The organism is Paenibacillus sp. V4I9 (assembly GCF_030817295.1).
GTDB lineage: Bacteria > Bacillota > Bacilli > Paenibacillales > NBRC-103111 > Paenibacillus_E.
Window position 1 is genome coordinate 5,046,081 of sequence record NZ_JAUSZE010000001.1, and the last position, 20,435, is coordinate 5,066,515.

General features: G+C 47.9%; 8 protein-coding genes and 1 pseudogene. All 9 read right to left on the reverse strand.

The genetic code is table 11. From position 1 onward, the window contains the following. Positions 1-460: 460 nt before the first annotated feature. Positions 461-688 (reverse strand): annotated as a pseudogene (locus QFZ81_RS37475) (RICIN domain-containing protein); the annotation flags it as partial. A 71-nt stretch (positions 689-759) separates the two neighbouring features. Further along, positions 760-1,242 carry an OmpL47-type beta-barrel domain-containing protein gene (locus QFZ81_RS23560; protein WP_307605011.1) on the reverse strand — a complete coding sequence of 161 codons (483 nt, stop codon included), beginning with the start codon at positions 1,240-1,242 and terminating at the stop codon, positions 760-762. A 35-nt stretch (positions 1,243-1,277) separates the two neighbouring features. Continuing rightward, the gene (locus tag QFZ81_RS23565; RefSeq protein WP_307605013.1) at positions 1,278-4,268 is read right to left on the reverse strand and encodes a CBM96 family carbohydrate-binding protein; all 2,991 of its coding nucleotides are present in this window, start codon (positions 4,266-4,268) and stop codon (positions 1,278-1,280) included. A 321-nt stretch (positions 4,269-4,589) separates the two neighbouring features. Further along, positions 4,590-10,223 carry an OmpL47-type beta-barrel domain-containing protein gene (locus tag QFZ81_RS23570; RefSeq protein ID WP_307605015.1) on the reverse strand — a complete coding sequence of 1,878 codons (5,634 nt, stop codon included), beginning with the start codon at positions 10,221-10,223 and terminating at the stop codon, positions 4,590-4,592. 152 nt (positions 10,224-10,375) lie between these two features. Then, entirely contained in the window at positions 10,376-11,974 is a 1,599-nt protein-coding gene (locus tag QFZ81_RS23575; protein WP_307605017.1) for an ABC transporter substrate-binding protein, read from the reverse strand. A gap of 63 nt (positions 11,975-12,037) precedes the next feature. Further along, positions 12,038-12,925: a carbohydrate ABC transporter permease gene (locus tag QFZ81_RS23580; RefSeq protein WP_307440987.1), complete on the reverse strand. Its 888-nt coding sequence runs from the start codon at positions 12,923-12,925 to the stop codon at positions 12,038-12,040. Positions 12,926-12,943: 18 nt separating this feature from the next. Continuing rightward, positions 12,944-13,927: an ABC transporter permease gene (locus tag QFZ81_RS23585; protein WP_307440986.1), complete on the reverse strand. Its 984-nt coding sequence runs from the start codon at positions 13,925-13,927 to the stop codon at positions 12,944-12,946. A gap of 163 nt (positions 13,928-14,090) precedes the next feature. Beyond that, on the reverse strand, positions 14,091-17,522 hold the full coding sequence (locus QFZ81_RS23590) for a COG1470 family protein (protein WP_307605020.1): 3,432 nt from the start codon (positions 17,520-17,522) through the stop codon (positions 14,091-14,093). A 158-nt stretch (positions 17,523-17,680) separates the two neighbouring features. Further along, positions 17,681-20,029, reverse strand: a complete 2,349-nt coding sequence (locus QFZ81_RS23595; protein ID WP_307605023.1) for an AraC family transcriptional regulator — start codon at positions 20,027-20,029, stop codon at positions 17,681-17,683. Between the last annotated feature and the right edge of the window lie 406 nt (positions 20,030-20,435).

Consider the following 20,435-nt stretch of genomic DNA (forward strand, 5'->3'; position numbering starts at 1 on the left):
TAACCATCGATGACTTAACTTATTCCAAGAGACTTTAGTCTACACATTGCTTGAACAGCAGTGCTGGACGACGCAAAAACTCCGGTTACCATAGATAAAAAAACTCCCGATGCTATACCAATTATGATTTTCTTCAAGATCGTCCCCCTTTCAAGGTTCAAAATCTAATTAATAGACATGTAAATTTAGTACAATGTTTCAAATGCTAACATCACTTTTATGTATCTTACCCATTAACGTAGTGAAGACTGCCGGTCCATCTGCCGGCAGCTTCATTTTTATTACTTATTGAACTCCCTCATTCTCCGTTAGTTGAGCCAAGTGATTAGTCTCTTTCCAATCCACAGTAAACACCTCTAATTATAATTACTTAATCAATTCAAGTTAATCACCATACTATCCTGGCACTTGCTAAATTAAAACACCTAGCCATTACATGCTGGTATTTGGTCTAGCGGGGTTACATGCCAATAGAGAACAAGTGCATTTGTTTTTGCCCAAACACTTGACCACATGTAAAGTAATAGTTTTCGGGTTTTAGACTGTTTAATATCCAATCGTCATTATTGCCAGCTAGCGATAGATTTTTTCCATTGTTCACAATGTTCTCAATGTTCGCGCCGTCAGCCATAGAAGCGCCCGATGCATCCAATGACTTGTGGCTGTTAACGTTGAGAATCTTGTAGTAGCCGGTGCCAGTAGATTGCCTCTTTTATTGGAGGAAGGCACTAATGCCTTCCTCCCGTAACATGTTTCTTCTTAGTGATTACCTGATTGATCATGCGGTACAGTGACGGTTGCAGTTGTCACTGTTTTGTTGCCCGCTTTGTCGGTTGCCGTATACGTAATGGTGTAGATGCGCGATTTCTCCGCACGCAAGCTGAAGGAAGTGGCGGCTGTACCGAAAGCGGCCTGAATGTCGCCTTGACCGCTATCCAGCCCATTGCTCGTGATGGACGTTAACACAACAGATTCAATGCCCGATGCAGCATCACTCGAATTCAGTGTGGCTTGAATCGTCACCATCTTATGATCTGCCGGCCAAATCGACGTCTTATCCAATTGGACCGTAAATGATGGCACCATTTTGTCAACCTTAAACTCAACGGTTTTGAGTTGTTCGACATTGCCTGCTTGATCCTTGCTACGGTAACCGAACTTAAAAGTTCCTTCACCGAAGGCAGGAATGGATCCAGTGTAGGTGATCCAAGCACCGTCATTCACTTGATATTCGGTTGTCACTGCTCCTCCGTATACATTGGCGCTTACGGATAAGCTTACCGTAACATATCCGTTGTATACCAGCTGTTCTTCCCGTTAGGCGCAGCCGGACTTAACGTTGCGGCTGTTACAGGGGCAATCTTGTAGATGTTGCTTACTGTACTGCTGGTTACATTGGATACGTTTCCTACGGCATCCGTTCCTCTTGCATACACGGTGTCATTATCGGAAACGACGACTGGTGCTGTGTATGCTGTCCAAGTCCCGCTGTCGCCCACTTGGTATTCTTTCACCGACGCATCAGCCGGATAACTGATCGTTACAGTGACACCTTGGTTGGTCGGCGCTGTGGTATCTACAGCTAAAATTGCATCTACCGGTGCTATATGATCGATATTGCTGACCACATAATGGGTTGCATTGGATACATTGCCCGCTGCATCCGTTCCTCTTGCATACACCGTGTCGTTTGCGGAAACAACCACTGGAGCACCGTATGCTGTCCATGTGCCGTTATCGCCCACTTTGTATTCCTTCACTTCTGCGTCATCCGGATAACTGATCGTTACGGTGACGTCGCTGTTGGTCGGCGATGTCACATCTGCAACAAAGGTAGCATCGGCAGGTGCGGTCGTATCCAGTTTGAATAAGACGTTGCGGGCAAATTCTACGCCGCCCCCGATATCTCTTGATTCATACCAAACCGAATACTTGCCGTCTTGATTGAACGTAATCGGTCCCTCATAGGTTTGCCAAGTTTGCCCTTCATTAAGGGTATAAACGGTGTTTTTCACCGGAAGTACCGAAGGGGATGCCGGTAACGCTAATGAAACCGGATGCACATACCACCCATTTTGCCCGTCGGGTGCCGCGTTTGACAATACGGCTGTTGTAACCGGCGAATCAAGCGGGGTTAAATAATCGAATCTCCCGTAATCGTTAGTTACATTGTCTACATTCGCTTTCAACTGTCCCGTTGCCGAATCGACTGCCACATATTTGCCGTTCAGCATCGACTGCATGACGTTGCCTGAACCATTATTGCTGTAAGCAAACGTTTGTGCAGTTCCGATGGTGTCCGAATTGGCCACTAATGTGCTGTCCGACATCACGGTCAAATATTTGTTGTTGGCGAGCGACCTGTACGCGTAATAATTGCTTGTGCCGAGGTATTCGATAGCATAACGGTACGACATTGCTTCATTCTTGAGGATGAGTGTCGGACGGTTGCCGGCTGTAGTTGCCTCTTTGGTGCTGTAGTCCACTCCATCGCCATTAAGGAGAGATTGAATTCGGACGGAAAGCTTCTTATCCCCAGATCGGGCCAGTTCGGCGTTCAATTGATTCGTCACGTCAAATTGGATAAAGCCTGCTGCCTTCGGCTTTGGCCAAGTGGCAAGAACGGCGCCGGAGGCCGGTTTCGTACTCCAGGTAATGCCGCTCTCGGTCCAACTATCGTCCGCTACATAATCGACCTCCGTATTGCCTACATTGGCACCTACGGATGTGGCATATAGCCTCACGATGGCGGAATCGACCTTGGTTCCCGCGTATCCGCTCAGGTCGAATTTGAGATAGGCTTCCCGCGTGAAATCTGCTGTAGACAGCTTGCTCGTCATCGTTGCGTCCGCGCCATAGTTGATTTTGGAAGACGTGCCTCCGCGTACATTGGCATCCGCCGCAGAGATGAACTGCTGTTCCACGGAAGCCGGTGATTGATCGTTAATGACAACGATAGATTTGCCTGCACCGCGGTTTGTAATCGTGATAGTCTCCGACTTGCCCCACTGATCGGAATGCGGGGTATCTTTGCTGTTGAATAACAGTCCCCCGTATGACGGGAAGTCTAGAGCAAACGCTTGAAACGGTTGTCTCGCTATCACTTGTTTGGTATAGGGCAGCATGGAATCCGACAAACCAATCTCATTAACATAGAGGTTATAGACCTGATGGAATATGGGACTGAATTTACCTCGGCCGATCGGCGAAACCACCATACCGGGGATCCACGAGAAGCCCTTCGACATGTCGTCCAGCGTGTAGCCTATACCCGGGATTGGTGTGTAAGGAACATCGTAGCCCAAATTATATTTGGCCGTATATTCGATGCCTTTGAGCAGCCGGTACGTATTGTTCGGATACGAGTACATATCGCTGCCGCTCGGAACCGCTGCCCTCTGGTTCCAGCCAATCTGCGCCGCTTCGGCCAGACCTGCGAGACCCCCTTGAGTGTGATCTTGGTCACGGCCGCTTTCCTGAACCTGGCCGTCGTCATTTTGGATATAGTGCATGACGGTTCCGTTGCCCGCACCATTCTTATAATAGTCTACGGCTTGATTATAAATTTCTTTATTTCCCGTCCAAATGCCGAAGGAGAGATTGAAGACCGTATCAACGGTGTCCCAGTTTCCGTTAGCCCAACCGCCATTCACCTGACCGTACGTGCTTGTCAGCGGATAGAATACGTTCGTCATCATATCGGTAAATTTACTTATATCCGCAGACGACCACCCCGCATTGCTGTAACGGATGATCTCTGCGGCGTTCAGCAGCTTGTAGCCGTAGATGCTGGCCGCCAATTGGGCGTCATGGCCTTGGATGGAGGTCAAATTGTTGGACCAGCCGTTCAGAATTTGGATCGCATGATCCGCATAGGCTTGGTCTCCGCTAATATACCATTCTAGCGCACTCAGAAGGGCTGCCGATGCGCTGTAATACAGATCGGTATTTCCTTTATTCCCATTCGTAGGATCATTTCTGTAAACAATTGGATGATAGTTGGATGGGGCATAATTCAAAGAAGCTGTTGGATTCGCTTTCAAATTGTTCCATTCGTAAATTGCCGGAACTTGATTGGAAGCAACTTGCTGTTTCATGCGATCCAGATCAGCCTGTGTAAAGATCATGCCGGGATGGATAAAGCTTTCTTCGGCGTCGGCAGCGGCTGCCTGCGGCTGGCCGACGGCTCCCGCGAACAAAGCCAGAGGCAAGGCCAAGCCTAAAATAAGTTTAGAGACAAGTTTTTTTCTCAATCGGTTTATTCGCATGTCAACTCTCCTTCAAGTTATCGTGATTATAAAATGCTTCAATATGGTTCACTATCCATCGCTGAGAAAAGACCCGGAAACACGTTTCTTTGCCGCCTGGTCACCGTATTTCACCACAGCCTAAGGATGTGGGAAAGCGTTTTCACACCTTTTCCATTAGGAGTCATTCTCGATAGTCTCCGTCATTCAGTTATCCTTTCCGAAATCGTTGTGTAAGCAATAAAAGTAGCCTGGCCTTGGGCTCTTTACTAATCATAGTCAAGTCCAAGGCCAGGTCATAGTTCAGGTTTCGATTACAATCAACGATCGGCAACGATTTAACTATTGAGTATCGGATTGATCATGAGGCACTGTGACGGTTACGGAAGTAACCGTTTTGTTGCCCGCTTTATCGGTTGCCGTGTAGGTAATCGTATAGATACGTGATTTTTCCGCACGTAAACTAAATGAAGTGGCGGCTGTACCGAAATTGGCCTGAATGTCGCCTTGGCCGCTATCCGGTTGATTGCTCGTGATGGAGGTTAACACCACAGATTCAACACCTGATGTAGCATCACTCGGATTCAGCGTGGCATTGATCGTCACCATTTTATGTTCCGCCGGCCAAATCGACGTTTTATCCAGCTGCACAGATAGCGCTGGCGCTGTCTTGTCAACTTTAAACTCGACGGTTTTAAGTTCTTCTACATTACCTGCCTGATCCTTGCTCCGGTAACCGAACTTATACGTTCCTTCGCTGAAGACAGGAATGGAACCGGTATAGGCGGTCCAAGCACCGTCATTCACCTGATATTCCGTTGTCACTGCTCCTCCGTAAACATTGGAGGTTACTGATAAGCTTACCGATACAGCTGTCGTGTACCAGCTGTTGTTGCCGTTTGGCGCAGCCGGGCTTAGCGTTGCAGTTGTGACAGGGGCAATCTTGTAAATGTTGCTAACTGTCATGCTCGTTACATTCGACACATTGCCTACAGCATCAATTCCTCTTGCATACACGGTTTCATTATCAGAAACAATGACTGGAGCGGAGTATGCTGTCCATGTGCCGCTTTCGCCAACTTTGTATTCTTTCACCGCTGCGTCTGCCGGGTTGCTGATCGTTACGGTGACACCTTGGTTGGTTGGAGCTGTGGTATCTACAGCTATGATTGCATCTGCCGGTGCTACATGATCGATGTTGTTTACCTCATAACTGGTTACATGACTTACATTACCCGCTGCATCCGTTCCTCTTGCATACACCGTTTCGTTTGCGGAAACAACCACTGGAGCACCGTATGCTGTCCATGTGCCGCTTTCGCCAACTTTGTACTCCATCACAGCGGCATCAGCCGGATAGCCGATCGTAAGAGTAACGTCGCTGTTGGTCGGCGCCGTAACGTCTGGGGCGAAGGTGGCATCGGCGGGAGCCGTCTTGTCAATGTTTACTGCAACCGTATGCGGCTGTTCCACATTCCCTGCCGAGTCCACGCTCCAATACACTAACGTATGCGTTCCTTCGGTAGTCAAGGTAACCGAGTTCCCGGTTTGTTGTGCGCCTCCGTCTACTTTGAAAAAGGTTGAGGCAACGCCGGAATCTGCATCAGTCGCATTGAAGCTTACCTTCGTATCCTTGTTGACCGATCCCTGCGGCGCATCATCCGTTGTAACCGGAGGCGTCAGGTCTGCCGCTTTCACTGCCCCATGCAATCTAAGTTCAGCCATATTACCGAACCACCCCGTCGGATTGTAAATACGGATATAACGGTACGGTACTTTGCTGCTGATCGCAAAGCTTTGCCAATCCGCTGTAGATACCGCTGCTTTTGTAAGCGCTGTCCAAGTCGTATTATCGTTGGATCCCTGGACCACTGCACCATTAATTCTGGTAAATAAATTTTGGTCTTGTCTTCCCAGCAATTCTACACTCGAAAGCATAGCTTGATTGCCTGCTTTAAAGTCAAACGTAATGTAGCTTCCCGTTCCGGAGCTGCTGCCCAAACGGAAATCGGAACTCGTACTTAAATTGCTGTCGAACAGATAATTCACCTGTTGCAATGTGGTTGCTGCCGTTCTTCCTGAAGTAGAATCAATTAAATTGGCGATACTAGCTACATTGCTAATCAAATCTGACTCGTCTGCCAGGAACAGCGTGGTGTTATCCGAAGTAGTCGTGATGGGGAATCCATCCGCTCCATCTTGCTGTTTGTAATTAATGGTGAATTTCACTGGTCCTGCTGCTGCGCCTTGATTCAACGTCGCCACGGCCGTAAAGTTGATATTATCTTGTGTGGTAACCGTTGCATCTTGGCCTTGAATGGCAACCTTGACGTTATTGATCGCTTCTTTTGATTTGATTGTTAATTTGACCGTGTTGCCCGGAACAATCCTTTTATTGAGGTTTTGATCCGAACTCATTGAAGCTGATTCGATTTTGCTTAGGGACTTAACAACACCATGGAATCTCAATTCAGCCATATTTCCAAACCATCCATTTGAATTGAGAATACGGATATAACGGTAAGATTCTGTGCCGCTAATCGCCAGCGTTTGCCAATCTATCGTAGATGTCGCTGCTTTCGAGAGAGTTGTCCAGGTCGCATTATCGTTGGATCCCTGAACCACTGCACCCCTAATTCTGCTGTATAGATTATTATCTTGTCTTGCAAGAAGCTCTACACTCGAAAGCACAGTTTGATTACCTTCCTTGAAGTCAAAGGTAATGTAGCTTCCCGATCCGCCGCCGTTTAAACGATAATCGGAAGACGTACTTAAATCGTTGTCAAACAGATAATTCGTCTGTTTCAAGGTTTCTGCTGCTGTTCTTCCTGAACTTGTAGTAGAATCAATTAAATTAGTGATACTAGCCACATTGCGAATCAAATCCGACTCATCAGCAAGGTAAAGCTTGGAGTTGTCGGTTGTAAAATAGGTTGTGTCTCCATTTGTTCCGTCATTCTTTTTGTAATCGATGGTAAATTTCACTATACCCGTTTGTACATTCTCATTCAAAGTCGCCAGGGCCGTAAAGTTGATATTATCTTGCGTGCTGACCGCTGCATCCTGGCCTTGAATTTTGACACTAACGTTATTGATCGCTTCTTTTGCTTTAATCGTTAATTTTACCGTACTGCCTAAAACTATTCTGCCATTGACGCTCTTATCTGAACCTATCGAAATCGACTCTAGTTTGTTATTAATCTCATGGCGCTCGCCGTAGATTCTTAATTCGGACAATTCAAGTAAGTTCTGAATATTACCGCGAAGAACATCAGGCTGTGGATCAATCATTTCTAACTTGATAAACCGGAATTTCTCATTTTTGTATGCATCTGCTACGTCTAATTTTGAAAAGCCATCCGTAAACGCCGTTTGTTCCGGTGTTATCCGCGTCCAGTTTTCCTTGTCATTGGACCCGAATACCGTCATGCCTGCCATACGATCCACGAAATTCATTCTGCCTTGCATAGCAAAAGCATCAGCTGTTAATTTATAGTCCGGCCCGAAATCCAGGATATGGTACAAATTCGGATACGGCGCCAGCGTATAGACTGGAAAAGTATTATTGTTACCATCCACGAGGAGAGAGATTGAATTGCCAAAGGTGGATGTAATAATATTGGTATAAGCCATACTTCCGTCAGCTTGTAATGAAGGCGTCAACAATTGAAGGCTTTCGACCGCACTCCTCAGAGTTATCAATTGCTGAGAGAAGGCACTGTCTGACGCAGTCTGAATCTGACCAATGGTGTTATTATATACAGTATTAAAATTATTCAGCGATCCTGAAACGTAACTTGTGTTCGGATTATATGGCGCAATTGCCGCTTGTACGGCAGAAGCCCTGTCACCACCTACAACAATATTGGCCTTCTTGGTTGCAATCGTTGTGCCGTCAGAAGCCTCAACGATAAAGGAATACGCTCCGGCTTGCGTCGGCTGCCACGAAAATGCGCCCGTATTCGCATTTAAATCGGCGCCTTCCGGCTTATTGCCACTCTGATAAGCAACCGTATCCGTCGTACCAGAATCCGTAGCGGAGAAATCCAAAGTCAATGGCGACCCGACAAAGGCAAAAATATTCAAATCCGAATTTCCAGCTTTAAATGAAGGAGGTGTCAGCCCAGTGCCTGCCTGAACATTAAAGTGGTCAAAGTCAACCGTCGTTCCGTCCCCTTTTACATTCATATACACGAGGCTGTAATCGCCATCAAGCTGACCATAGGAAACTTGGCTAATCCCCATGTCATAGGTCACATATTTCCACTGACCCTGTGTATCCGGCAGCGCCAATGTATAGTATGGTGCTGCTACACCGTTGCTTAGCTCTAATGTAGCCGGGCCGTTGGTTCTAAATTTTAATCCAATAAGACGGGAATTCGTACGATCAGCGTAGGATAGATTCTGTACGGCAATTTCACTTCCTTGAGCTGTTGCCGTAAACTCCACATAGGAAGTATCTCCCTCTTGTTTGGTAGCCGTATTGTTGTCAAATGCTGTGTAACGGTCTTCTACTTCTACCAGCGCAGCGCTTGTTTGCTCCTTGGGAAGATACTTTGCCCCCTCGGACTCAGCTGCCTTTGGCATATAAAGCCAGAAATCTCCGCCTCCATCCACGCTTTCCCAAGCTTGAGTAAGTGCCCCTTTATAGTAATAATTGGATGGGCTTCTCTTGGTAAATGCATCATATAAGTAAGGCGCTTTCTCTGCTACATTAATCCCTTTCACATACGTATAGTAATAGTACATATCCCAAAATAGAGCGGTATTCGTTCTTCCTCTGTAAGAGTCCGAGAACTTTTGGTAGATGCCTCTTACCGTTCCATCAGGGTAAGTGGAGTATGCAACTGGTACCCACGGCGTGTCATAACCAAGCATGTACTTCCAAAAGAAGTCGGCGGCCGCTAAAAATCTATCATCCAGAAACTCATAATAACCTACTGCATTGGCCTGTGTAGATACAGTGCCTTCCACCGGGTCGACTTTGGTGCCTTGGGCAAGAAACAAACGCGACAGAATGGCCGAATTCGTTAAGTCACCAGCGCCATGAGCTTGGTCTCGGCCCATCTCCACTTGCTGAACGACCGGCTTATCCAATTTCTCGCCTGTTGCTGCATTGGTATCAATCAATCGAAATAATTGCTTAATGGACCCATTGAAGCCCTGATTTACAGCCGTCTTATTAACGGTTGCCCATTCGACAGCCTCATTATATCTCTCTCTGTTTTCGGTAAAGATATAACCTGCCATTGCTCCCAGCAGCGGATAATTATGCTGATTCATGAAATGGTTATTTTCATGCTGAAAGGTTTCGATGACCGGCGTAATCAGATTAGCCGTAAAATCGGCCGTATCTTTATCCGTCCACTTCAGCTCTTCGGTTTGATAACTGGAATACCTTAAGATTTCTGCCGCAGTTACCATCCGGTTGAGAGGTATTCCCGTGTGAATATGCGCATCAGTAAAATATACGTATTTCGTAGGATCCATCTGGGACCAAATGCGGATAATACGCATAGCATTTGCCCGATAAACCTCATCGCCGGTAACATAATACATAAGCGTCTGTGTATAAGCCTTCAAAGCATCTTGTATAAATCTCTGATTAAAGCCCTGACTGTCAAAAGAAGTGACCGCCGGTTTTGTCGGATCTGTGGAGCTTTGGTTGCTCGACGTAATCGTTGTTGAAGAGGTAGAAGATACGGTCATTGCCTTATAATAGGAGTACCAAGGCTCCTTTTGCGCCAGTACCTCCGCTCTCATATTTTCAAGTGTGGCTTTGGTTAAACCGACACCCGGATGTGTAAAACCACTGGTGATCGTTTCATTGATTTCGACTTGATATCCTGTGCTGACGGTTTCGTCCGCAGCCGCAGCCGTGCTAATCGGCATAAGCGTTGCAAGCATGTTCACTACTGCAACTACCGCGAGTAAACGCTTCCAAAGAATTCCTAAATGAAATGAAATCTTACGCATAAAGTCCTCCTTTTAATAAAAATGAGCAATCCTACCCGAACTATCGTCCGTATAACCTGTCTATCTCCTCCTTCTCTTGCTGCGAAGGGCTTGGTGGCAGCCGATCTCATCTCTAACGGATGAGATCGGTTGGCCAACCTGCCTATACTTGTTTACTTGCCGCCCTTGTCAAGGTAAGCTTGAATTTGCTTCTTCGTTTCGGCGTTGACTTTCTCACCGCCAAGCGCATCCACCTCGACCTTCAGCTTGGCCATCTGCGCTTCCCAATCCTTGATTTGACCATCCTTGAGCAATTGGGTGAATGGATCAACTTTGGAAGCAATGTTCGCGGTTTCCGATTTAACAGCGGTGTTGTCGAACTTGAATTTTTTCAGCGTCGGCGTATAATACGTATCCGGTTTCGCTGAATATTCGTAATACTTTTTCGTATTTTCGTCCAGATCGGTGCTCAGTCGGATCATCGAAGGATTCCATGTGAGCTCATAGCCAGGGAAATTGTAATTTTTCGCTTCGTCGAGCAATTTGATCTGATTGTCGCCAACCGCTTCCCAGTGCTTGCCCGGTATGCCGTATTCAAGCAGATCGTGATTTTCTCTGCTGCTGAACACCGCGTCAAAGAACTTCATCGTTCTGTCGATATTTTTGGAAGTGGCCGGGATCGCAACAGAGTTGTTCGATACATAGTCCACACCGATTGCATGCGGCTTCATCTCCCGAACTTTCGTTTTGAGCACGAACATTTCCAAATCCGCTTCAGGGATCGTATCCTTCAGCTTTTTCCTGTCTTTTGCGAAAGCGTTCAAGGTTGAATAATAAGATGCTGCTTTGCCGGACATGAAGTAACCCAAATCATCCTTCTGGCTGACGACGTCCTTTTCCAGGTATTTGCTCCACTCCGCCCACTTATCTAAATGAGGGAATGCAGTCTTAGGTGTATTGTAAGGCGCCGGCAGCTTGGCCCACTCCGATGCTGGATCGCCTACCGAGACAATGGTCTCAACCTTCTTCAAATCATCAGACAATTTTATAATAGATGGAATTCCCCCCGTGCCTACCACCACATTCGGCAGCTCCGGATTTTCTCCTTGAAAAATCTCCTGGAACCCTCTATTACCTCGCAATGCAAGCGGTGTTATACCTTTGTCGTTCTCCAGCACCTTATCATAAAATTTCTGCAGATCGTCGTAGCTGTTGATCGGCGGAAGTCCATATTTCTCGCGCAGGTCTTTGCGCAGGTAGACAACGGGAATATCATAGAAATATTGCGTGAACGGAATCGTGTACAGGTGTCCGTCGAACCGCTTGTTCGATTCTACAAATTCCGGTGGAAACGCTTTCTTGAGACCCGGATACGCGTCATTATTGAAGTATTTATCGAGCTGGGCATAGGCGCCCTGCGGCACAAGCTCCTTCAGACTTATAAAATCGGCCTCGAAAACAAAATCCATCTCTTCACCGGCGGCCATCATCAGCTTAACCTTCTGTTTATGATCGCTGATCGGATTCCATTGAATGTTGAGCTTCGTATTCAGGGTATCCTTCGTCCGCTTCTCAAATTCGTCGAATACCAGCTGTAAGTCCTTCGGCTGATCGCCGAACAACATTCCCTTCAACGTAATCGGCGCCAGCGCCGGTTGCTTTCCGGAGCCGTTCACGGCTGGACTTGCCTGATCCTGCTTACTGTTGCTGCATGCCGTTACTCCGAGTACAGTTAGTGCAAGGAGTGCGACAGAGATTTTTTTCGCTTTCATGTTTGTTATTCCTCCCTTTTTATCTTCGAAAGTCATCTATACTAAACCGCCATATAGGCGGGTTCAGCCTTTAACTGCGCCGACCATTAAGCCTTTGACAAAATATTTCTGAAGAATCGGATACAGGAGAATGATCGGACCGATCGTCACGATCGTCGTTGCCAGCCTAACTGTTATCGCTGGAGGAACGTAATCCGGAATGCTTACGTTGGCGTTCGGAGACACCGAGTTGATATAATCCAAATTGTTCATGATGCGCTGAATCAAATATTGTAGCGGATACTTATGCGCGTCGTTAATGTAGAGAAGCGCGTTAAACCAATTGTTCCAGTACCCTAACGCATAGAACAGGCCAATCGTTGCGATTGCGGGAAGCGAAATCGGCAATATTATGCGGAACAAAATATAGGCATCGTTGGCTCCGTCGATTTTGGCGGATTCCGCGAGCGATTCATCAATGGTAGCAAAGAAGTTCCGCAGTAGAAACATGTTCCACGCGCTAATCATGCCGGGAATAATCAGCACCCAGATCGAATCCTTCATGCCCAAATATTTGGATATGAGCAGATAGGAGGTGACCAAGCCGCCATGGAACAGCATTGTGAAATAGACGTAGAAAGCGATTGCATTACGGTACTTTACCGCTTTCGATGAGACGGCGTAAGACAATGCGCAGGTGAAAAGCATTGACAATGCCGTGCCGACTAATGTAACGAATATTGTCACACCATAAGCTCTGTAGATGGTATTGTCTTGAAAAATCAGCTTATAGGCTTCCAGACTGAATTTCTTGGGCAACAGCATATACCCGTTCCTTACAATTTCAGACTCTAAAGTAAATGAGTTGGCCACAACGGCATAGAACGGAACGAGACAATACGCTGAAAAGACAGCGATGATGATGTAAAATGCCGCTTTGAGCAGCTTATCTGGTAAACTTTCCTTGATCATTCTAAAACTCCCTTCCTGCTAGAAAATGGCGGAATCCGGCGCCGCTTTCTTGGCGACAGCATTGACGGTTATGACAAGTACGAATCCGATGAACGATTGTAAAAAGCCAACGGCGGCCGACATCCCCAAGTCTCCAAGGTCCATCAAGGCGCGGAATACATAAGTATCAATGACGTCCGTTGTTGGATACAGCATCGGGTTGCGTCCGATAATCGCATAAATCAAGCCGAAATCGCCGTTGAATATGCCGCCAACCGCCAGGATGGTCAGCAAGATAATCGTCGGTTTTAATAACGGCAGCGTAATGAAGCGAATTTTCTGCCAGCGGCTGGCACCGTCCATTGAAGCGGATTCGTATATCTCTGGGTTGATTCCTGCAATTGTGGCCATGTAGATGATGGAGCCGAATCCGGCGCCATGCCAAATTTTCAGCAGCACCAGAATGGCAGGCCAATATTGCGGCGACGACAAGAAAGTGATCGGCGCGATACCGAATACCCCGAGAAATTGGTTGATAAAGCCTCCATCCGTCGCGACGAATGCGGTCATAAACATAGCCACAACCGTCCATGACAGAAAGTTCGGGAAGATCATGACCGACTGCGTCACTTTCTTGAACGTATTGCCGCTGATTTCCGTCACCATAATTGCAATGGCTACGGCGGCAATCGTTCCGATTACAATGAATAAAATATTTAGAAACAACGTGTTGCTCACTACCTTGATCCAATCGCTTGATCGAAAGAAAAACTCGAAATTTTTAAATCCGATGAACTTACTGCCCGTTATCCCCTTTACCACTTTGAAGTCCTGGAAAGCAATAACAATGCCTCCCATTGGAAGATAAGCGAATACAAAGAACCATATCATCCCGGGAAGGGCTAAAGCGTACATAAATTTATTGCGGAGCAGTTCATAAAAGAAGCGCCCGATGACTCCGCGATTTTTCTTGATGCGGCTGCCTGTGTATTCAGGGCGTGCCGCTGACATCGTCTCGCTCATCCTGATCCCTCCTCCTTAATCTTATCTTGTCTGCTATTACATCCTTACTATAGAACCATTGTCGGCATGGCGAAAGTTTGGATTTCGGATAAAAGCTTTATTTCCCCATCAAACTCCGGGTGTAAAATCTCACTAGTTTGGTTGAATAGTAACGATTTATCGTTCATTCCGCTGTTTCCTCACGCACGATAACGCCGTTTATAAGCTCTCGGACATGAACGTGAATGCTTTTCCCGTCTCCTTCTAGGCCTCGGATCGACAGCTCTTGCGTCCTTCCGTCGGCGAGACAAACCTTCAGCTCCCCCGGAGCGGAAGCTTCGGCCGAGACAATCGCCGAGTTTCCTTCGTGAGGTTCCAGAATCGTCAGGAAGCACGCTTCTTTGCCGACGCTGCGGACACTAACGGTTTTCCTGCGGGCAGTATCGTCGCCTAGCGGATAATCACCACCGATGATCCCTTCGAAGCTGACGACATCAAGACCGATCAAGTCGAATACTGCTTCGGCCGGCTGCCCGGAATCCAATGGTTCGAACGGCAGCGCCCTTCGGTAGCTCTTCCCTTCAACATGTACGGGACCCCCATAGTAATCGATACCGATGCCGTTCCCGCGATCTACATTGTCGTAACGGACGGGCAATTCGGAGAGGTGAATACGGCGGCCGTCCTTGGTCAGCACAAAGGGATCTCCCCAGAAGACGGTTTTCTTGGCTGCTCTATCCGTATCGACCTGCAGCTTAAACTCCTTCACGCCTGAAAGATCAATCTGTACGCTTCTTTTCCCCAATATCCAGGCGCCGAATCGTCCTTCCGCCAGCGTTACTCCGTCTCCCGACACCTTGTAGCTTATCGTCTTGTTGATCTGGTCGGCCTCGGCATACCAACCGGTCATAACCTCCTGCCGACGCGGCCAAAGCGAATGCACATGGAGATTCATAAGCCCATTTTCGTTGTACATGGCGTGTCGGCCGTCACTATCGTCCTTTACCCGGTCGTATTGGTGAGAAAAACGAATTTGTACGGGAGCTTCACATTCATACCAATCGCAATCGGTAATGAACTGGCCGGAGCCGTAAGGATCGTCGTTCATTTGGCCTGTATGGCGAATGTGCCGCTTCCGCTCTGCCGCAAGCTCTTGAAAACCCTGATAATGATGAAGGCAGTCGAACGTATGCGTTTCTTCCCCCCGCAGGTAGTCCGCCACTACGACGTAATCATCCGTCACCGCGACCAACCTGCGCTGCAGAACCGGCTCGGAATACGTTCCGATATCTCCCTGTTTTCTGGCGATGGCGGGAACCGGAACGTCGCGACCTTCGATTAGACTCCGTTCCTCTGGAAACGTCTCGGGGTACGGTGTCTGGCCTCCGTACGGCGGATCGCTCCACCTTGCTGACGTCTCGACAGCACAAACGTTCAGCATCGGGCCGCTGTAGAACAATAGTCGCTCTGATGGTACCGGCTCCTGCATACTCTCATCGACGACGACCATATTGTGAGACATGGAAGCCTGCACCCACATCTTGAACATAAACGAATGATAGCCGAACCAAGAGGCGAGCGGGCCGTATGCATTTCTGCCATGCCTCATCAAAGCGGTTAGTCCCATTCTGTCGAAATGTCCGTGGTATCCGCCGTGGCTGCCGTATTTCACCACAGCCTGTAGCTGTGAGGAAGGTGCAACATCAGGTTTGCGTGAGCGCAGCAGAGCCAATCCGACGTTGTCGGCATATACGGATCGTTCGTCATGGCTTTCCGGCGGCTCGGGCAGTTCCCCGACGCCGTAGATCAAATCGCGTCTGTCCGCAGTGTGAATTACCGATGTATATTTCGGCTCGCGCCAAACATAATAAGCCAGATCGTACCACTTCACCATATCCTTCGCCGTAGAGTCGTTGGTGCCGAACAGGATGCCGCGGTCGTCGATGAAAGGCAGCATCGCATCCCAGACGTCGCGCACTGATCTGTAATTACGGCAAACTGGGCCAAATTTCTCGAAGGACATGCCGAGAAAAGGCTTTTCCTTCGGCATAGACCAGGGCGAAAGCATCGCATTCCTTAGGTAGGAAGGCGGCACATGCCAGTTTTTCAGATTGAGACCCCAAGGCTCGCAGGCCTGAACTAGGCGCGTAAACATATCGGCGAACAAGATGACATAATTGGTTGCCCCTTCAAAATACCAGCCGTCATCCATGACGCCGGTTGCCACCATGTCAACGAAACCGCCCGGTCCGTGGAGGAAGCGCTGAATGTGGTGCATGTCTTGAATGACTAAGCTGCAAAGGAACGCTCCAACCATGCCTCCTGAAGGAATATTATTCGTATCCCCGTCGGTGATCATCCAATCGACCTTCTCGATAAAGAGTCGGAACGCCACCTCGATCCTGCGGCGGTCTTCTTCCGTCCAGCATTCCGCATCGTAAAGCAAGTCATAGATGGAAGCGATATCCAGCATCAATTCGCCTTCGTGTATGAGCCCGCCGGTACTTACCTTTACAGCCCTGGGAGTCGGCAATGCTCTTTCTTCGCGAGTGGCATAAATGTGTAGAAACGGAGCATCCGTAGTCGGATATCCGGTCTCAGGATCTGCGAATCGCCGCAGAAACAGCACCGCCTTTTCGAGCAAATCCGCGCGTCCTGTCAGCTTCCAGGCCACGCCTGCCGCGTGCAGATGAAACCGCTGCGACAGCTCGAAGGCATGAGGCTTTCCTGCTCCCTGCGTCTCGGGGACAACCCATTCCTCCGCCATTCGGACGTAATTGTCCAACTCTTTCCTCGCCCAGTCGTAGGTCTTGGCGTTTCGCTTGACCTGCTCCCACCCGGCTTCCGTATGAATGATGTAAGGATGGCGGAGCTTTCGTACGGTATACAAGGTCAGTCGTTTGGCATAGTTAGCATTACCATTCGGTATTGCCTTAATCGCATGTTTCTCAAACCCGCCTGGAGCGATTCCATCATGAATCACCGTCCGCAGCGAAGCCTTGCCTGATTGGCCGGGACCGAGCAGAAGCAGCTTCGGTTGGAGCAGCAGCTCCATAGATTCGTACCCGTAATGTTCCAAGCTGAGGGCTACAGCCTGCGTTTCGTCCGTTTCATTGCGGACCGACAGGTCATAGATGACCGTTTCCCCCGGTTCAGCCGATCGGGACAACTGCTGCGCATCAAGGGAAATCCAACCTAGTTTCTTCAGCCGAAGCTTTCTGACCTGCAGCTCCTCCGCTTGTCCGTCGGCAACAAATTGAGCCTTCAAACCCACCCTGCTTACCATGCGCCAAAATGCTGGTACAGCATGGGAATAATCGAATTCAGCGAACGATACTTCTATTGAGGTCCAGCCTTCGCCGCTCACTGCCACGGCAGCCGTCGTAAAAGGAATATATTCCTGTCTGCCAATTGCAAGTGGATAAATACGGAATGTCAGCTGGGCCGTCGTATTCTTTGGAAGGTAAACCTCCAGCGAAAGCGCGTCCCATGGCCGCCAATCCTGCGCCTCCCCGTATTCAAAGATCGCCTCCGCATCGGGTCTTAGAAGAGCATAATCATCAGCTGATCCGCTCATCCCCGTCCACAAGGAGAGATTCTCGATAGTCCTTGTCATTCAATCACGCCTTCCGAATCGTTGTGTTAGCAATAGAAAAAGCCAAGCCTTAGTCTCGACTATAATCATAGTCGAGGCCAAGGCTTGGTCATAGTTCAGGTTTAGATCACATTCAACGATCGGCAACGATTCAAAGCTTTAAAATCCGACCACTTTCATTAAATGGTACTTTCGCTGTCATCAATTATGCTATATTTCGCCTGCTTACGGAAATGGTCCGGGGTTTTGCCGCAGTGCTTCTTGAATGATACATAGAAATAATTCGTGTTCTCGATTCCTACCATTTCTCCGATCCTGTTCGCCGGCAAATCCGTCTGAATCAGCAGGTCCTTCGCTTTCGCGAAACGGTACTCTGTCAAATAGGCGGTCATCGTTTGCCCTACGATATCTTTGAACATTTTGCGCATGTAATTGGTCGATAATCCTCCGACCTCCACAAGCGTATCCACGGTCAAGCTTGGATCGCTGTAGCTTTCATGAATATATCGTAGCACTTTGTCGACAATCCATTTGTTCTTCTGCAGCGACTGTTGATCTCTCTGGCTAATCGACTTCTCACATAAGCCCATGTACCATAGTTCGATCTCTTCTATCGATTCCTTCATATATAACTGTTGATTCAGGCTGCCAATGTACGTTCTGGCATCCTCATGATCGGCGACTCCCATCGTTCTGGCAACACGGACAATCGCGATCAGCATCTGGGCGAATACCAGCATCATTTCATCGAATGAAGTCGAACGCACATAAGCGACGAATTCCCCGACAGCCTCTTTCGTCTTCCCCAAATCCCCCAGCTTCATGCTGTCTGTCACTTGCTTCTCCAGCAGCGTAACATGGCTCTCCTGCAGCGGTTCTCGTGTTTCCGGAAAATCGCGGGTTATCAAACAACCCGCTCCCAGCACGATTCTGTATCGTGAAGCGTCAGATGCGGTGCTCCAGGAATACTTGATCTGCGTCAAACCATGAACAAGTGTACCCATTGCTGCGGAAACGGACAGCTTCAAATATTTGCGGACATTCGTCTGAATGTCAGCAAGTGAATCTGCAAGCCGTTGGTCCGCGTTCGTCATATCCTCCGGGATATTGGCGACGAGCGCAATCGCATCCTCCCCGCAATCAAAGCAGACCATCCGGAACGAGCCTGAGCCAAGCTCAACGGCGATATTGGAAACTGCATATTTGAACAAAGAAACATCCGTTTGCTTATAGGCCTCCTGCAGGCTGCGAAAAGAGTCGATTCGCAGCAAACATACGAGAAAATGAGGATATTCAAATTCGATGCCTACTTGTTTGAGCTTACGGGCGATCTCGGCATCGTCCGTCCAGCCGCCGGCTGTCAGCATCCGTAACACTTCATTGCGTTTCGCAGATTGATAGTCCGTGACGCTGGTTTGCAAATCCTGAATTTTATTCTCCAAATAAGCAAATGTACCGCTCAGCAAGTCCAACTCGGAAACGGGCTGCCGCTGCCTTGAATCGAAGGAAGAATCACGAACGCTTCGGATCAGACGATGAATCGGACCGTAAATGAGGCGGGTAAAGAAGCCGCCGAGACCGAGTACGGTCAATAGCAGGATAGCCGTTACCGATAAAATATATCGCTTCATTTCCTTCACATTGCGGAGCAGACTCTCATAGTCGGTAACGCCTATGAAAGTCCAGCCCAAGCTTTCAGATTTGATATACGAGATGCGGTAACTTCGGCCATCCTGCGTGATCTCCATGGTGCCTCTGGGCTCGCTCGAAGCGCTGATTTTCTGCACATAGCTTTGATCAGACATATTCGTGTTGATCATAGCGCTGTTCGTATGAGAAATGACCGTACCTTGCTTGTTCAAAATCATCGATTGAAAAGAACTGCTGCCCGCCCCGTTCATAACCATCCTCTGCAAGGTTTGCTGATTCAGATTCACTACCATGGCGCCGTTCGCGTTCTTTCCAATGGAGTTCAAATAAACAATGGAGATTAGATCGTTGTCATACTGTTTCGCGTCGATGTCATACCGAATATGGCGAGAAAAAAATATGCCGGACTTAGCAGGCTGTAAGTTACTGAGCAGCTGGATCATCCCTGTATCGTAGAAATCGTCAAAGGTCCGGACAGTGGATAATGAGGAGAATACGAGTCTCTTTTGATAATTGAACAAATAAATCGAGTTTACCAAAGGATTCGTACTGCTGAGCTCGTACAGCTTACCACCTATTCTACCCAATGCGCTCGTATTGAAATCTTCATTATATAAACCATATTGGACATCTGCGCTCTGGAAAGCGATTGCAAAATTTTCAAACATTGATGTCAGCAAAATGTTCGCCGCATTATACGACTGCTCAACGGAGCGATCCGCGGATCGATTGATTTCATTCGTCAAATTCCTTGAAACTTTAGAAGTGATGACAAACGTCAAGACCGCAATGATCAGCAGTCCGACAAGAACATACGACGATACAATCCGGATCAGAAAGTTTTTGTTGCGCATGAAAGACGTGATGTAATGGATCATAGCTTTCCCCCCCGTTTTATTGTAGCATTAGCCGAATTAATGTTAAAGGGAATAGTTTTTTGGGATAAATACATTTTTTTAAGTTGGCTGGATCTGGGAGAAACGGATTGGGTACGTTAGAAGTATCGGGAAGATAGATCCGAGCTTGGATCGACGACGTGTTATCCCATGACACGGAAGACAAGCTTCCGGTGATCGAACCTTTGTATTATTCAGCAAGTTTCGAACGTTCCACAGGGGATGTCATCGTCAAGTTTGTAAATGTGCAGGAGAATAGTGTTCATGCGCAGGTTGTTTTGGAGGATTTGCATACGATTACTATATTTAGAATAAATAAGTGAAAGTGAAGATGTAAGTATTTGAAGCGAAAAATAGAAAAGCTTGAGCCCGGCAATTAGCCGGGCTC

What these genes read in the sequence shown, in the direction of transcription:
- QFZ81_RS23565 (WP_307605013.1), bottom strand. Translation starts at nt 4,268, where the DNA reads ATGCGAATAAACCGATTGAGAAAAAAACTTGTCTCTAAACTTATTTTA.
- QFZ81_RS23580 (WP_307440987.1), bottom strand. Translation starts at nt 12,925, where the DNA reads ATGATCAAGGAAAGTTTACCAGATAAGCTGCTCAAAGCGGCATTTTAC.
- QFZ81_RS23595 (WP_307605023.1), bottom strand. Translation starts at nt 20,029, where the DNA reads ATGATCCATTACATCACGTCTTTCATGCGCAACAAAAACTTTCTGATC.
- QFZ81_RS23570 (WP_307605015.1), bottom strand. Translation starts at nt 10,223, where the DNA reads ATGCGTAAGATTTCATTTCATTTAGGAATTCTTTGGAAGCGTTTACTC.
- QFZ81_RS23585 (WP_307440986.1), bottom strand. Translation starts at nt 13,927, where the DNA reads ATGAGCGAGACGATGTCAGCGGCACGCCCTGAATACACAGGCAGCCGC.
- QFZ81_RS23590 (WP_307605020.1), bottom strand. Translation starts at nt 17,522, where the DNA reads ATGACAAGGACTATCGAGAATCTCTCCTTGTGGACGGGGATGAGCGGA.
- QFZ81_RS23575 (WP_307605017.1), bottom strand. Translation starts at nt 11,974, where the DNA reads ATGAAAGCGAAAAAAATCTCTGTCGCACTCCTTGCACTAACTGTACTC.